At 57.0% G+C, this 15,132-nt stretch carries 12 protein-coding genes; 3 read left to right on the forward strand and 9 right to left on the reverse strand.

All coding sequences use genetic code 11. The features are described from left to right. Positions 1-23: 23 nt before the first annotated feature. The 3 genes from AC27HQ_RS13515 to AC27HQ_RS13525 all read right to left on the reverse strand — a co-directional run bounded on the left by AC27HQ_RS13515 (position 24) and on the right by AC27HQ_RS13525 (position 3,111). Positions 24-839, reverse strand: a complete 816-nt coding sequence (locus tag AC27HQ_RS13515) for an ABC transporter permease (protein WP_487156705.1) — start codon at positions 837-839, stop codon at positions 24-26. A 63-nt stretch (positions 840-902) separates the two neighbouring features. Then, on the reverse strand, positions 903-1,916 hold the full coding sequence (locus tag AC27HQ_RS13520; RefSeq protein WP_487156706.1) for a fatty acid desaturase family protein: 1,014 nt from the start codon (positions 1,914-1,916) through the stop codon (positions 903-905). Positions 1,917-2,271: 355 nt separating this feature from the next. Beyond that, entirely contained in the window at positions 2,272-3,111 is an 840-nt protein-coding gene (locus tag AC27HQ_RS13525; RefSeq protein WP_487156707.1) for a sugar phosphate isomerase/epimerase family protein, read from the reverse strand. Positions 3,112-3,379: 268 nt separating this feature from the next. On the opposite strand from AC27HQ_RS13525, the gene AC27HQ_RS13530 reads away from it, so the two are divergent. Further along, the gene (locus tag AC27HQ_RS13530) at positions 3,380-3,757 is read left to right on the forward strand and encodes a hypothetical protein (RefSeq protein ID WP_487156708.1); all 378 of its coding nucleotides are present in this window, start codon (positions 3,380-3,382) and stop codon (positions 3,755-3,757) included. A gap of 76 nt (positions 3,758-3,833) precedes the next feature. On the opposite strand, the gene AC27HQ_RS13535 is transcribed toward AC27HQ_RS13530, so the two are convergent. The 6 genes from AC27HQ_RS13535 to galU all read right to left on the reverse strand — a co-directional run bounded on the left by AC27HQ_RS13535 (position 3,834) and on the right by galU (position 12,410). After that, entirely contained in the window at positions 3,834-5,828 is a 1,995-nt protein-coding gene (locus AC27HQ_RS13535) for a polysaccharide biosynthesis protein (RefSeq protein ID WP_487156709.1), read from the reverse strand. A 113-nt stretch (positions 5,829-5,941) separates the two neighbouring features. Then, positions 5,942-6,961 (reverse strand): UDP-glucose 4-epimerase GalE, encoded by a 1,020-nt coding sequence (gene galE, locus AC27HQ_RS13540; RefSeq protein ID WP_487156710.1) that lies wholly within the window; start codon positions 6,959-6,961, stop codon positions 5,942-5,944. A gap of 124 nt (positions 6,962-7,085) precedes the next feature. Beyond that, entirely contained in the window at positions 7,086-8,495 is a 1,410-nt protein-coding gene (locus tag AC27HQ_RS13545; protein ID WP_487156711.1) for a phosphohexomutase domain-containing protein, read from the reverse strand. Between the two features lie 94 nt (positions 8,496-8,589). After that, complete coding sequence (gene pgi / locus AC27HQ_RS13550; RefSeq protein WP_487156712.1) at positions 8,590-10,236, reverse strand: glucose-6-phosphate isomerase; 1,647 nt, start codon at positions 10,234-10,236, stop codon at positions 8,590-8,592. Further along, complete coding sequence (locus AC27HQ_RS13555) at positions 10,236-11,522, reverse strand: UDP-glucose dehydrogenase family protein (protein ID WP_487156713.1); 1,287 nt, start codon at positions 11,520-11,522, stop codon at positions 10,236-10,238. Before AC27HQ_RS13555 ends, pgi begins: the two co-directional genes overlap by 1 nt. Positions 11,523-11,528: 6 nt before the next feature. Continuing rightward, on the reverse strand, positions 11,529-12,410 hold the full coding sequence (gene galU, locus AC27HQ_RS13560) for a UTP--glucose-1-phosphate uridylyltransferase GalU (RefSeq protein WP_487156714.1): 882 nt from the start codon (positions 12,408-12,410) through the stop codon (positions 11,529-11,531). Positions 12,411-13,031: 621 nt separating this feature from the next. On the opposite strand from galU, the gene tssA reads away from it, so the two are divergent. Next, positions 13,032-14,600: a type VI secretion system protein TssA gene (tssA, locus tag AC27HQ_RS13565; RefSeq protein ID WP_487156715.1), complete on the forward strand. Its 1,569-nt coding sequence runs from the start codon at positions 13,032-13,034 to the stop codon at positions 14,598-14,600. A gap of 12 nt (positions 14,601-14,612) precedes the next feature. Next, positions 14,613-15,119 carry a type VI secretion system contractile sheath small subunit gene (gene tssB, locus AC27HQ_RS13570; RefSeq protein WP_487156716.1) on the forward strand — a complete coding sequence of 169 codons (507 nt, stop codon included), beginning with the start codon at positions 14,613-14,615 and terminating at the stop codon, positions 15,117-15,119. Positions 15,120-15,132 lie beyond the last annotated feature (13 nt).

The following is a 15,132-nucleotide window of genomic DNA, read 5'->3' on the forward strand; positions in this document are numbered from 1 at the left end:
GGTTCAAAACTCATGTTTGCCTGTCAGCGACGCGACTGCCGCAAGTAAGGAAAAAGCAGCCAATGCAAGCCACGGAATGCCAGATCACAGAGCAGACCCAGTACACCGATCACGACAATGCCGGCCATGATGTCGTCCACATGCACAAAACGCCGGGCACGCATCATCATGGCCCCGATGCCGTCAGTGGCTGCGACGATCTCGGCAATCACCAGATAGGTCCAGCTGACTGCCAGCATCTGCCGGCAGGTATCCACTATCCCTGGCAAGGACGCAGGCACCACCACCGTCCAGAGAATCACCCGCCTGGAACCACCCAGGGTTTTAGCCGTTTCAATAAAATCAGTCGGTACCTGACGAACCACATCACTGATCAGAGTTATCAGGAACCACACCACGCCCAGAACCAGAAAGGCGATCTTTTGCTCGTCACCGGTACCCAGCCACATCAACAACAACGGAATAAAAGCCGGCGCAGGCAGATAGCGAAAGGCCGAGACCAGAGGATTGAAAAAGGCCGAGACCAACGGGAAAGCTCCCATCAGGATGCCCAGTGGCAAGGCAATGGCCAGTGCAACTGCAAAGCTCAAGGCAATGCGTTTGAGACTGCTCAGGACATCGGCACTGAAGCCTTTTTCGAAGAACAGTTCACGCAAGGCTTCCAGCACCTGCAACGGGCCGGGAAACAGCGGGCTGGGCACATCGCGCAGGGTAGCAGCGCCGTGCCAGAGCAGCACGAAAGCGATCCAGGCCGCCAAGCCGAGTAACAGTCTGGCACTCGGCGCCACTGGCTGTTTGAAGTCAAACTTGGCCCAGACCATAGTCAACACACCTGCCATACACTGCTCCCCAGTCAGACTCTTGAATGCCCTGCATGCGCAGGCCAACCCAGCAAAGACAACTCAGAACGCTGTAAGAAAGGACAAGGCATTAACCCCAACCGCCTGACCCTCGCGCACGGTCGAGCGCACATCTGCCGTGCCGTACTCCTCGGCCAACACCCGCTCGACCCGGTGCCGGTGGAAACAGCGCAATTGCCCTATCACATCCAGTTGCTGCGGACAGTCATCGCCATAAAGCTCGCGATGGAAGGCCGGCAAACGGAACCAGGGCATGTTCGGCTTGGTGTGGTGGGCGTTGTGGTAGGAAAAATTCAGCGCCAGCAGGTTGACCCATGGCCAGCGCACCGACAGCAGGTTGCTGTAGGTGTTGGTCTCTTCGTACTGACGATCACCCTTATGAACCGGCTTGATCTCGGGCGAATCCAGGGTATAGACGATCTCGTAGTTGTGCTGAAAGCTGTCCATGAACCGCAGAAAGGTCAGAAACAGCAGGTAAGCCAGTACATAGCCGAGCGCCGCCAATGGCGCAAACCAGAGGACGAACGCGAACAGCGTGAAGCGCAGCAAGGTTACGCGTATCACGCGGCCGCGCTGGGCACGCTTGGCCGGGTAGATAAAGGGCGCGACAATCAGCATGGCATGCATCAGCAGCTCAACAGCCGGGATATAGCACCACTCCAGAGCACGTACCAACTTGTGAAGACGCGGCCGCGCGGTCAGAAAAGCCCGATAGTCAAAACTGACTGGCTCGCAGTTATCGACATGGTGGCGCATGTGCTTGTAACGCATGTCTTCATAGGTGCCGTAGTGCGAGCCGGTGAGCACATTCATCCAGCGACCCAGCCAGGTATTGTGCTCAACCTTCTTGAACAGGGCATTGTGACCGCATTCGTGGATCAGGTAGGCGGCAATCGTCATGGCATGGGCTACTGCCAGCACGCCCAGTACCAGACTCCACACGTTGCCAAGCAGCATCAGTGCCCAGCCACCAAAGTAACCAATCAAAACGTAGGCAATGGCCAGGGAGTTTGGCCACATGCCGTTTTCCCGCCAGAGTGAACTGTATGACTGCATTACCTGTGCCTCCTCGTTGAATCAACTTTCATATATCGAACAACTCATTACCTGCATGGCGCCAAATTCCGTGCCGACCCGCCAGCCTAAACCCTCTTCGCGGCGAGGCCGCCGCTCCCACCTGCCCCTGGGAAGGCCGAGTTCCATATCGGCCCAGAGTTGGCGGCTAACACCTTTGGTCGAGATGGGACTCGACCTACCCGGCAACAGCAAACCCACTCGCAGCCAAGCCGCCAACCCAACCTACCCCTGGGAGGGCCGAGTTCCATCTCGGCCCAGTGTTGGCGGCTAGCGCCCTTGGTCGAGATGGAACTCGACCATCCCGGCAACAGCAAAAACCGCCGCGCTTATCGGCTTACGCTGTGCGCTGGGCAAAGCGTGCTTTCTGTCGCTGGCCTATCCAGCTGTTGACCTGCCACAGATCCGCCACCGGCTGATGGGTAAAGGGCAAGGTGTGCAGATACCCGTCCGGACCAAACTCCGGCGTCATGGTTGTGCCCGTGTAGCCTCGGCGAGCCTGAGAGGACCAGATCGCGTCCCAGCAGCGTTCATGGGAGGCCAGGGCTTCCGCGTATTCAGGGGCCGCCGGATGTGGCACCTGCGGACCCTGGTCATAACCCACCCTGCCGTGCACATGGTGGGCTCGCTCGGCGACTTCAAGAATGGTGTCCCACTCGCTGTCCATCAGCCGCTCGCAGACCACCACCCAGTGACTGAAATCGCAAGTAATCACCAGATCCGGAACGGCGCGCAAAACGTCACGGGTGATCCAGGGATTGAAAAAGGAGCGACCGCGGTGGGTTTCAAAGCTGCACAACACGCCCTGCTGATCAGCCAGCGTCTGTGCCCGTTGAAAAAAATCGATCTGCACATCCAGTGGCCAGGCATCGCAGCCACCCATCACGTTGCAGAACAGCGGGTTGAGCGGTTTACTTTGCTGGATTTTCTGTTCAAGCGAAGCCAGATGCTGCTCTGGTGTTGCCGTGCGATCAGGCACATAGCTGCCTGTCGTGCAGATTTCGGCGATATAGGCCAGACCATGACTGTGTAGCGTATCGAGGAACAGTGCCAGCTCAGCCTCGCCAGTGGGTGCGGGTGCTTCGATTCCCGAAAAGCCCGCCGCCACCGCCAAACTTGCTGCTTGCTCGATGCTGCCGGTATGTCCCCAGAGGGTCTTGAACAAGTCAAACTGCATGTTGCCCCCGAATCACAAAGTATCTGGGGTAACCGAAGCAAGGCCCATGCCATTTACATGCAAATTTGCATATTCACAGGATTTACATGCACTTGAGCATGTAAATAACAAATCACGAGTTTAAGCCGCCGCAGAAAACGCACCAAAACTAGACAAGGTTGCACAACTTGTGATCACAGGCACAAACCTGTTGGGAAACTTGATCAGCGCAATTGCAGCAATCAGGCTAATCGCGCCTAATAGACGACAAAGCTACAAGGAACAGCGCATGAGCAGACCCTTCAACGCTGCCGACCGGATTCTGGCAGCCAAGGCCATTTTCGATATCGACACTTTCTGGTCGACCAGCTTTGCCGATACGGGCCTGAGCGATTTGAACTATTGCGACCTGTTTACCCAGATGTGGCTAAACCGGGAGGCCCCACCGCAACCCAAGACCGAACTGTACGCACTGATGCCCAACATCAGCCGCCGGACAGCCGTCAAATATGTGCAGAACGCCATTGACCAGGGCATGCTGGCTGAGCAGGAATGCGACACCGACCGCCGCATCCGCCTCATCAGCCTGACACCAGCGGCCTGCGCCAAGGTCGAGCGCTTCCTGGATCATACCTGCGCCTGCTTCAGCAGTGTCGGCAACCCATGACCCTCCGTCATCAGCAATCCTTTTTACAGACAGAAAAAAGCCGGGCTTCAACCCGGCTTGTATACTCAGATCATTACTAACGCGCTGTGCGCTCGGTCTGCTCATAGAGCAAGTCAACAATGCCGTTGCTTGGCACATAACCCTGAACAGTTGACAGCAAAATACTGCGCACCCCCTCAAGATCATCCTGCTGCACAGCTTCTTTCAACTGGTCCAGAACCTGTAGCATCTGCGACCAGGGCAAAAAGACTTCGTTGGCACGGAAAATCTTCTCATGACTTGTTGTTTCGGGATTGTCACCGATCAAGAGTTCCTCATAGAGCTTTTCGCCGGGCCGTAAGCCGGTGAAAGCCAAACCGATATCACCCTTGATATTCTGTTCATCGCGCACGCTCAGGCCGGACAGCATGATCATCTTGCGTGCCAGGTCAACAATACGCACCGGTTCGCCCATATCCAATACGAACACATCACCGCCCTGCCCCATGGCACCCGCCTGAATCACCAACTGTGCGGCTTCAGGTATGGTCATGAAATACCGGGTGATGTCCGGATGGGTAACCGTCACCGGCCCACCACGACGGATCTGCTCACGAAACAGGGGAATGACCGAACCCGAAGAGTCCAGAACATTACCAAAGCGCACCATGCTGAAACGGGTACGATTAACCTGATTGACCTGCTCATCGTCTCCCCACAGGTGCGGCGCCTGCTCGGCGCTCAGAGCCTGCAGCAGCATTTCCGCAAGTCGCTTGGATGAGCCCATGACATTGGTCGGTCGAACGGCCTTGTCGGTGGACACCAGGACAACATGTTCGACCCGGCAGCGAATCGCTGCCTGGGCAGCGAACAGCGTGCCAAAGACATTGTTCATGATGCCTTCGGCAACATTCATTTCGACCATGGGTACATGCTTGTAGGCAGCGGCATGGTAAAGGGTCTGTACCCCCCAGGCGCTGATCACATCCTCAACCCGCTGTGGATTGCGAATGGACGCCAGTATAGGCACCAGCTCAACCTCAATGGATCGTGAACGCGCGAATGACGACAGCTCGGCATGTATCCCGTAGAGCGCAAACTCACTGTGCTCGAGCAATACGATACGCGCAGGATTGGACTGGATGATTTGCCGACACAGTTCGCTGCCGATGGATCCCCCGGCCCCGGTCACCATGACCGACTTGCCCTTGATGCAGCGCTCGAACAGGCTCTGATCCGGCGGCACCGAGTCACGCCCGAGCAAATCCGTCACGCCCACATCCTGCAAGTCATCAACCTTGACCCGACCTGTCGCCAGATCCATCAACCCGGGTATCGAGCGCACATGCAGGGGATATTGCTGCAACCTGGTCAGGACTTCACGGCGGCGAGTCCGGGTGGCCGAAGGAATAGCCAGAAACACCTCGCGCAGTCCGACTTTGTCGATCAGCTTATCAATGCTGGCTGAACTGTAAACCGGCACACCAGCCATGCTGCGCTCTTGCAGCGTCTCATCGTCATCGATAAAGGCAACAGCCTTGTACCGACTGCCCATACGCAACGAGGCTAGCAACTGATTACCTGCCGACCCTGCACCGTAGATGGCAATCGGAATGGCCGTCGACAGCGGCTGATCAGCGCTGCTATTGCCTGCCAGAAACCAGTGCCCCATAAAATACTGGCGTGCGGCCAGACGCAAGCCACCAATCAGCATCAAACTCAACCACCAGTAATTGAACAGCGCCGAGCGCGGAAAGCTGATAACCCAACCGGCATCCCGGATCAACAACAAGGCCAGAACAAAACCCAGATAACCCAGGGTCACGGCCTTGAGAATGCCTACCAGCGCGTCATTGCCCAAATGGCGCATGACCGCGCGGTACATGCCCAGACGAACATAGAAAGGAATAGCAATCAGAGGCGCGGCCAGGAACAGCAGCGTCTGACCCATATCCGGCCAGCGCCAGCCCTCATTGCCTAACCGCAGATAAAGCGCACACCACATGGCAACCGACAGCAGGATCAGGTCAGCCAGAATCTGAATGCTGCGTTTCTGCGCGTAACTCAAGCCAATCAATCTGTCCTTGAGCACAGAGATCTCCAATCAAGGGAACCGAATATGTCAAAGCATCATTCTAGTGCTGTTGACTACGGACATAGGGGTCCAGTTTCAGTAAAAAACGGAACTACAGTTCGGCGTCCTGTTCAGACCCCGTATCCATTCGGGTTATTCAACTGCCAGCGCCAGGCATCAGCGCACATGCTCTGCAGATCCAGCTCAGCCTGCCAGCCGAGTTCAGCACTGGCCAGGGATGGATCAGCATAGCAACTGGCTACATCCCCTGACCGCCTCGCAACAAAGCGTCTGGGCAAGGACTTGCCACAGGCCTGCTCGAAGGCATGCAGCATATCCAGCACCGAATAACCCTGCCCTGTCCCCAGGTTGAAGGCCTTGATACCGGGCTTACCGTTCAGCCACCCGAGAGCTTTTACATGTCCGGCGGCCAAGTCCATAACATGAATATAGTCCCTGACACCGGTTCCGTCAGGTGTCGGGTAATCATTGCCAAACACACTCAGGTAATCGCGCCGTCCCACCGCCACCTGAGCAACATAGGGCATGAGGTTGTTGGGAATACCGGCCGGATCCTCGCCTATCAGGCCGCTGGGGTGGGCCCCCACCGGGTTGAAGTAGCGCAACAAGGCAATATTCCAGCAATCATCGGCCTGATGCAGATCGGTCAGCATCTGTTCGATCATCAGCTTGGAATGGCCATAGGGATTGGTCGCACTCAGAGGAAAGTCTTCCTTGATCGGCAAACTGACGGGATCGCCATACACCGTGGCCGAAGAACTGAAGACCAGATTTTTCACATCCGCGCGCTGCATGGCCGCGCACAGCACCAGGGTGCCACTGATGTTGTTGTGGTAATAGCGCAAGGGTTGCTGAACCGACTCACCGACGGACTTGAGCCCGGCAAAGTGAATCACCGCATCGATCGGGTGCTCACTGAACAGCTGATCGAGCAACGGCGCATCGTTGATGTCGCCGACGGTGCAGGGCACAGAACGGCCGGTTATACGCTCGACCCGACGCAAGGCCTCAGGCGAGCTGTTGCTGAAATTATCCAGCACTCGCACACTGAAGCCCGCCTCAAGCAGCTTGATGCAGGTATGGGTGCCAATGTAGCCGGCACCACCGGTAACCAGAATGGATTTGCCCATGAAATGGCGCCTTTGAACATGAATACGGATTATGAACCCTGTTGATTCATGCGTCACCCCATGGCCTTGAACGGACTATTGCCTGGCACCTAATCCAGCCCTGCATGCCTGGCCCTTGATATATCTATGCAGAAGCCCCCGAGCGCAGGCGAATCGCCTCCAGCAGGCGCTCCGTTTCACGTTCCATTAACCCCTGGTCAGCACGGCTTTCGACATTCAGGCGGATGACCGGCTCGGTGTTCGAAGCACGCAGATTGAAGCGCCACTCGGCGAAGCAGACACTGACACCGTCGGTATGATCCAGCGCCAGAGCATCCGGGGCATACTGCGCCTCGATCTCACGCAGCACCCGCGGTGCATCAGCGACGGTAAGATTAATCTCGCCCGAGGAGGGATAGGCGGCAATACGCTCGTCCACCAGCGCTGACAGCGGTTTGCCCTTGACACACAACAGCTCGGCGACCAACAGCCAGGGAATCATGCCGCTGTCGCAGTAGGCGAAGTCACGGAAGTAGTGATGTGCGCTCATCTCGCCGCCATAGACCGCATCCTCTTCACGCATGCGCTCCTTGATGAAGGCGTGCCCGGCCTTGGTTTGAACAGCCACACCACCGTTCTGCTCGACCTGCTCCACGGTGTTCCAGACCAGCCGGGGGTCATGAATGATGCGCGCGCCTTTCTCCTTCTGCAGGAAGGCTTCAGCCAGCAACCCAACGATATAGTAGCCCTCGACAAAGCGGCCCTGCTCGTCAAACAGGAAGCAACGGTCAAAATCACCATCCCAGGCAATCCCCATGTCAGCGCCATGGGCCAGCACCGCGTCACGCGTCAGGCTGCGATTTTCCACCAGCAGTGGATTGGGTATGCCGTTGGGAAAACTGCCATCGGGTTCATGGCATATCTTGATCAATTCAACCGGCATATTCAGATTGGCAAACGCCGCTTCCAGGGCATCCACAGCCGGACCGGCAGCACCATTGCCGGCATTGACCACCAGTTTCAGGGGCTTGAAAGCAGCTGGATTGATATAGCCCATCAGATGACGAATATAGTCCTCACGGGTATCAACCTGCTGGTAGTTGCCGCGCTGGCTGTCTGCCACGGTCGGGTCACGACCGTCAATCAGCTCATATTTCAGACCCTCGGCCAGGCTACGAATCGCCTTCAGGCCACTATCAGCTGATATCGGCCGGGAACCCTCGCGAACCAGTTTGAAACCGTTGTAGTCGATTGGATTGTGTGAAGCTGTGACTTCAATGCCACCATCCACACCGAGATGGAAGGTAGCAAAATACACTTCCTCGGTACCGGCCAACCCAAGATCCAGCACATCCACGCCCTCATCACGCAGGCCATTGGCCAAGGCTGCTTTCAGCTCAGTGGAGGTGCGGCGAACATCTCCACCCAGCACAATACGGCGGGGCTTGAGCCACTGGGCGAAGGCGCGGGCGATGCGGTAAGCCACATCTTCATTGAGCTGAGTGCCCAACTGGCCACGAATATCATAGGCTTTGAAGCAGGTTATCTCAGACATGTAAGTCCCTGGGTGGTTAAGTAAGTCCATTTGCCCCGTACATTCACTGGGCGGCGGTCAACGGTGGTCGGACCTGTTGAGTTACTGCCTTGATTCAGTGTTTCTCCATTACCGCAGCCAGCAGACCTGTCGTGGAGGCATCCAGCCCTTGCCCCAAGGATTGCTCTGCCCGCAGCTGGGCCAAGGCATCTACTGCAATAAGCTTGCCCATTTCTACGCCCCACTGGTCAAAGGGGTTGATCTCCCAGATCACCGATTGCACAAACACCTTGTGTTCATACAGGGCAATCAACGCCCCAAGACTGAAAGGCGACAACTCATCCAGCAACAGCGTGGTGCAAGGCTGGTTGCCCCGATAACGCCGGTACAACGGCAGGCTTTCGGCATCAGCCAGCGCTGCATCACCAAAGGCTAACAGGCGCGATTGCGCCAGGCAGTTGGCAATTGCCAGTTGATGCTGGGCCGCCAGCTCTTCCATGCCCTCCAGATGCTGAGCCTCTCGGTAACGCCGCGCTGGCACGATAAAGTCGCAGGCGACCGGCTGCGTACCCTGGTGCAGCAGCTGATAAAAGGCATGCTGTGCATTCGGCCCCACATCCCCCCAGATGATCGGACAGGTACTGCGTGTCACCAGAGCACCATCGCGCGTTACCCGTTTGCCATTGGACTCCATTTCCAATTGTTCAAGATACGCAGGGAATTGTTTCAATCTGCCGTCATAGGGCAAGATCGCCAGGGCATTGATGCCCAGCAGATTGACATTCCAGATGCCCAGCATGGCCATAAGCACCGGCAGGTTTTCGGTACCGGGTGCCTCACAAAAGTGCCAATCCATGTGATGCGCCCCATCAAGCAGCTCTCGAAAGCCCGCCATCCCCAGCGTAAGCGCAATAGGCAGACCTATAGCCGACCACAGCGAGTAGCGCCCACCGACCCAGTCCCAGAGCAGTAACTGGTTGCTTTTGCTGATACCCCATTCAGTCATTTTCTCTGGCGCCGCCGACACACCAATGAAATGGCATTGCAGTAGCGCGGGCGAGTCACCCAAACTGCGCTGCAGCCATTGGCGCGCAGTATCGGCGTTGCTCAGGGTATCTATGGTGGTAAACGACTTGGACGAAACAATGAACAGCGTGGTATGCGGGTTCAGCGTTTGCAGAATCTGCGCCAACTGACTGCCATCCATAGTCGAGGCAAAGTACACGCGCAATGGTCCGGCTGTCTCGACCTTGAAATCACGCAGGGCATCACAGACCATCAGCGGGCCCAGATCAGAGCCACCTACACCAATGTTAACCACATGGGTAATGGCTTCACCGCTGACACCGCGCCACTGGCCGGCATGCAGTTTGGTAACCAGTGAGTCCATATGCTGCAACTGCGCATGAATCATGCCTGCCAGAGGCTGACCATCCAGGTCACCGGCTGCTTCCGCCGGCAAACGCAGGGCCCAGTGCATGGCGGCTCTGCCTTCGCTGGCATTGACCTTGTCGCCAGCAAACAAGCGATCACGCCATAGGGGCAAGCCACAGGCATCAGCAAGACGGCACAACTCGGCCAATACTTCATTGGTCACCCGCTGTTTGGACATATCCAACAGTAACGGTCCACAGCGGCGTTGCAGCGCCTCAAATCGCGCCGGATCAGCATCGAACAACTCGGCAATGGTAACCTTGTCAAATTGCTCGGCCAGTGCTTCTAGCCTGGCCCAGGCCTGGGCCTTGTCGCTCTGCTCGATCACTAACCTCTCCCTACACCGAAGTAAACAAATCCCTGCTCACGCACAAAAGCTGGATCCCAGATATTCCGTCCATCCAGTAATACCGGCACGTGCATCAATTGTTGCAACCGGGTCCAGTTCGGACTCCAGTAGGGTTTCCACTCGGTCACCAGCATCAGTGCATCCACCCCTTCCAATGCCTGATAGGGATCATCAAACAACAACAGATCATCGCGCTCACCGGCCCAGGCCTGCAAAGCCGGCAAGGCTCGTGGATCATGCACACGCACCTGCACACCCTGGGCCCAGAGCGCCTCAATCAGCTTCAGCGCGGGTGCGTTGTCAATCCGCCCAGTCTCTGGTTTGAAAGCCACACCCCAGATCGCCACTTTGCGCCCTTGCAGATCGCCGGCAAAATGCCCCCAGAGCTTGCGAAACAGCAGTTCCTTTTGCCGCTCGTTAATGGCCATCACCTGAGTCAGCAACTGTGCCTGCTGGCCTCGCCGGGTCAGGGTCGACGCCAGGCTCATGACATCACGGGAAAAGCTCAAGCCACCAAAACCGCAACCGGGATACAGATAGGCCTCGCCAATACGCTTATCCGCACCCATACCCTGACGCACCTGCTCGATATCAACGTCCAGACTGTCAGCCAGATTGGCCATGTCATTCATGTAACTGAGGCGGGTCGCGAGCATCCCGGTAATCGCCAACTTAGTAAACTCGGCATCCCGCGGACGCATCAACATGATGCTATCGCGCCTGCGATTAAAGGGTCTGAGTAACTCCGAGACCATCTGGCTTGCCCATGGCGATTCTGTGCCAACCAACCAGTGGTCAGCTCGTTTGAAGCTTTGAATGGCATTACCTTCGGTCAACAGGTCCGGCAGGCTTACTACCGCCGAATCGGCACCATTGGCCTCACGCAAGCGTGCCTGCAGCAGCTCGCTGGTACCCACCTGAAAGGTGGACTGATTAACCAGCAGCCAGCGTTTGAAGGGATCAGTGGGAAGGGCTTGAATGATATCAAAGGCCTGCTGTTCGGATTGCGGTGAAAGCGCCAGCCAGATCACCTGGTTATCCTTGTCAACCGGCTCATGCAGTGCCGCATAGCGCAAGCGCTGTTCTGATACCTGCTCAGACAGCAACTCGGCCAGGCCCGGCTCACGGAAAGGGCAAATACCCTGCTGCAACTGCTCCAGCATGGCATCATCGGCGACATGCAGTACGACCTGATGGCCGGTCGAGGCCATAGCTGCGGCGCTGATCAGCGCACACAGGGTATCGCCGTAGGAATCAATATGCATAAGGCCTCATCCGGCATAACGCCGCAGTAAAGCCTGAAAATCCTCGGCCAGCTGCGCATGCCGCAAACCGTAGGCCAGGGTGGCCTCAAGGTAGCCAAGCTTGCTGCCACAATCGTGCGAACGCCCCAGCAGCCGGTAGGCATCGGCTCCCTGCTCCGCCATCAGTGCTGCAATTGCATCCGTCAGCTGAATCTCGCCACCGGCACCTGCTGGTGTCACTGACAACAGATCAAAAATTCTCGCCGGCAATAGATAGCGACCGACGATTGACAGGTTCGAGGGTGCATCGGCCCTGGCTGGCTTTTCCACTACCCGCTGCAAGGCTGCATTCTTGCCCGGTTCCAGATCCTGTCCGGCCAGGTCAACCACACCGTATTGATGCACCTGATCCCAGGCCACCGGTTCAACCATGACCTGGGCACGGCCTGAGCGATCAAAGGCCTCCTTCATAAGCTGCAGATCATTTGCCTCGCCGGCCGCCGCTACCAGCACATCAGGCAACATCACGGCAAAGGGCGCATCACCCACAACCTGACGTGCGCAATACACTGCATGCCCAAGGCCAAGGGCTCGGCCCTGACGTACCGACGACACTCTCAGACGCGCAGGGGCGATATCCCGCAGCACCGCCAGCAACTCGGTTTTGCCACGCCGCTCCAGCTCAGCCTCGAGCTCATAGTTCGCATCAAAGTGATCCTCGATGGCCTTCTTGCTGGAATGTGTCACCAGCACAATCTCGTCTATCCCCGCCGCCAGAGCCTCCTCAACGACGTACTGAATCACCGGCTTATCAACCACGGTGATCATCTCCTTGGGAATCGCCTTGCTGGCTGGCAAAAAGCGAGTCCCAAGACCGGCAACAGGTAATACGGCTTTTCGAATACTCACAATGACTCCATCACTGTCTGAAACGGGGATAGGCTTGTCCACAATGGTGACACAAAATCATCGGTAAATAACCCGATGGGTTGACGAGGCAATCGCATTGAGCAGACTGCACGAAGCATTTCCCGCTGGCACATAGCAACAGCCACCCTCATATATTGAGCCCTGTGACAGGACTCGCCGCTGAACTTAATTAAATGCTCAGCGCTATAAAGAAGCCCTTTGTTAATTACCAAACCAAACTAACAAACAATGCCACAAGTGCATGAAATTCAACTTCCTCACTCCGCGCCCATGTCAAGCATTAAATCCATTTCTTAAAAATTCAATATTGCGGCGCCAATGAAATGACAGACTTTTAATCACGTACCAAAAATTGCGCACCAATGATCAAATTTGCCAAATCCATCACACACCCCTGCTTCCATTAGCATTGATGCCTGTCTAGGATGCGCCCTGCAATGACGGCTGCGCAATTTGTTGCGCTCACCGACTGCGCCAAAAGTTGCACACTTAACAAAACTGCGCAACTTCTTGCGCAACTTGAAGTTGGAAAAACTTAATCAGTGCAGAGGAATAAGGAAGTTTTCTCTGCGGGCACTTTATAGGGATGATTGGTTGTTTATGCTCGCACTCAAATATATATCTCTGGCCAGCACGCCCATTGGTGAAGACAACTTCGCCGGTGATGACGTTCGCTACTCCAGTGAGTTCGAAGCATTGGAAGCCGAGTTGGCCAAATCCAACTCCCTGCACCAGAACGGCGGGCCTGACTGGCAGAAAATCACCGCCCAAGCTGAGCAAGTTTTGCAGAGCCAATCCAAGGATTTGCGTGTTGCCTGCTGGCTGGTATGGGGGCTGTTTCGTTGCGAACAACTGCCAGGACTGCATGCCGGTCTGGCCATGCTCCGGCAGTTGTGTGACACCCATTGGGACATCCTGCACCCGCTCAAGGATCGCACCCGCAGCGCCGCCCTGAACTGGCTGACGTCGCGTCTTGAGCAAAGCCTCAATGAGCTGCAGCCGAGCCCGGCGGATGCGGAAGTGCTGAGCCTGCTGACCCAGGATCTGAAAGCCCTGGATGTCATTCTGCAGGGTCGACTGGGCGAACAGGCACCCTTGCTGCTACCCCTGTGCAAACGCCTGCAACAGGCAGAAAAAACCGGCCAGCAGCCGGCACAGCAGAGCGCGGAAGTCTCCCCGCCGCCCTTGAGCCTGGTCAGCAGCTCGGGGAATAACGGCAGCCAGTCAATCGAGAGCATTGTCAGCACCCGCGACGCCCACAAGGCCCTGAGAGCCATGCAGGAGCAGTCTCGCCCGCTGTGCCAGTGGTGGCACAGCCAGTCGATACTCGACGCGCGTGCCATCAACCTGTCTCGTACCCTGCTGTGGCTGCCGATTGAAGCCCTGCCTGAACATGATGCCGAGGGCAAAACCGGCCTGCGCGGTTTGCCCGCTGACCGCTTGACGGCCTTCCGCGAACGCCTGAATCAGGGTCAGCCGAATGCACTTCTGATGGATCTGGAGACCAGCCTGGCGCGCGCACCGTTCTGGCTCGACGGTCAATATCTGGCCTGGCAATGCCTGGAGATGCTCAAGGCCGACGCCGCCATGCAGGAACTTGAGCAGCAGCTCTCACGCCTGCTGCAGCGACTACCCGGACTGGAGGCGTTGCAGTTTTTTGACGGCTCGCCCTTCGCCAGCCAGGAGACCCTGGTGTGGATCAGATCGCGCGTCAACACAAGCCGCGCCAATGGTTCCGCCAACCCAGGCCTTGACGCTCTCGGCGGTTCCGGGCGCGCCTGGGATGAGGCTTTCAAGGAGGCCTCGGAACTGTTGCGCAAGGATAGCCTGCGCGTTGCCATGGCTCACCTGAACACCGGCATGCGCGCAGCGCGCGGTGGCCGGGAACAGGTTCAATGGCAAACCGCCATGGCCCGACTGTGTCTTCGGGCGGGCAAATACGAGCTCGCCAAGAATCTGCTTGAAGGGCTGGATAGCCGTCTGCAGCAAGGCGGCCTGGCTGAGTGGGAACCCGCACTGGCAGTACGCGTTATGCGCCTGCTGCTCAGTTGCTACGAGCAACTGCCACTGGACGCACAGGCGCGGCTGCGCCGCGACGCACTTAATCAACGGTTGTGCCACCTCGACTTCGATGTGGTGCTGGAACAGGCCCTCGGGCCAAAACAGTAAAGGAGAACGACCATGGCCAAAGAAGGCTCGGTAGCACCCAAGGAACGCATCAATGTGACCTTTCGCCCCGACACCAATGGTGCCCAGGAGGAGATTGAACTGCCTCTGAAGCTCATGGTGCTGGGTGATTTTACCCAACGCGCGGATGACCGGAAAATCGAAGAGCGCAAGCCCATCGCCATCGATAAACACAACTTCGATGAGGTGCTGGCCAAGCAGGAGTTGAACCTCAGCTTCAGCGTGCCCAATCGCCTGCAGGAAGAGGCTACCAGCGAAGATCTGGCGGTCGGCCTGAAGATCAATTCGATGAAGGATTTCAACCCCGCCAGCCTGGTTGAACAGGTGCCCGAATTGCGCCGATTGATGGAGCTGCGTGACGCACTCGTGGCACTCAAAGGGCCACTGGGTAACGTACCGGCCTTCCGCAAGGCGATCGAAAGTGTGCTCAGCGACGATGATTCGCGTGAACGCATTCTGAACGAACTGGGCCTTGCCGCCCAGGACCAACTGGACTCCTGAAGACCTGAAAGGA

Source organism: Halopseudomonas sp. 4NH20-0008, assembly GCF_057548395.1.

Excerpts from the sequence above, each read along its gene's own strand:
- AC27HQ_RS13515 (WP_487156705.1), bottom strand. The coding sequence starts at position 839 with ATGGCAGGTGTGTTGACTATGGTCTGGGCCAAGTTTGACTTCAAACAG.
- AC27HQ_RS13520 (WP_487156706.1), bottom strand. The coding sequence starts at position 1,916 with ATGCAGTCATACAGTTCACTCTGGCGGGAAAACGGCATGTGGCCAAAC.
- AC27HQ_RS13525 (WP_487156707.1), bottom strand. The coding sequence starts at position 3,111 with ATGCAGTTTGACTTGTTCAAGACCCTCTGGGGACATACCGGCAGCATC.
- AC27HQ_RS13530 (WP_487156708.1), top strand. The coding sequence starts at position 3,380 with ATGAGCAGACCCTTCAACGCTGCCGACCGGATTCTGGCAGCCAAGGCC.
- galE (WP_487156710.1), bottom strand. The coding sequence starts at position 6,961 with ATGGGCAAATCCATTCTGGTTACCGGTGGTGCCGGCTACATTGGCACC.
- AC27HQ_RS13545 (WP_487156711.1), bottom strand. The coding sequence starts at position 8,495 with ATGTCTGAGATAACCTGCTTCAAAGCCTATGATATTCGTGGCCAGTTG.
- AC27HQ_RS13555 (WP_487156713.1), bottom strand. The coding sequence starts at position 11,522 with ATGCATATTGATTCCTACGGCGATACCCTGTGTGCGCTGATCAGCGCC.
- tssA (WP_487156715.1), top strand. The coding sequence starts at position 13,032 with ATGCTCGCACTCAAATATATATCTCTGGCCAGCACGCCCATTGGTGAA.
- tssB (WP_487156716.1), top strand. The coding sequence starts at position 14,613 with ATGGCCAAAGAAGGCTCGGTAGCACCCAAGGAACGCATCAATGTGACC.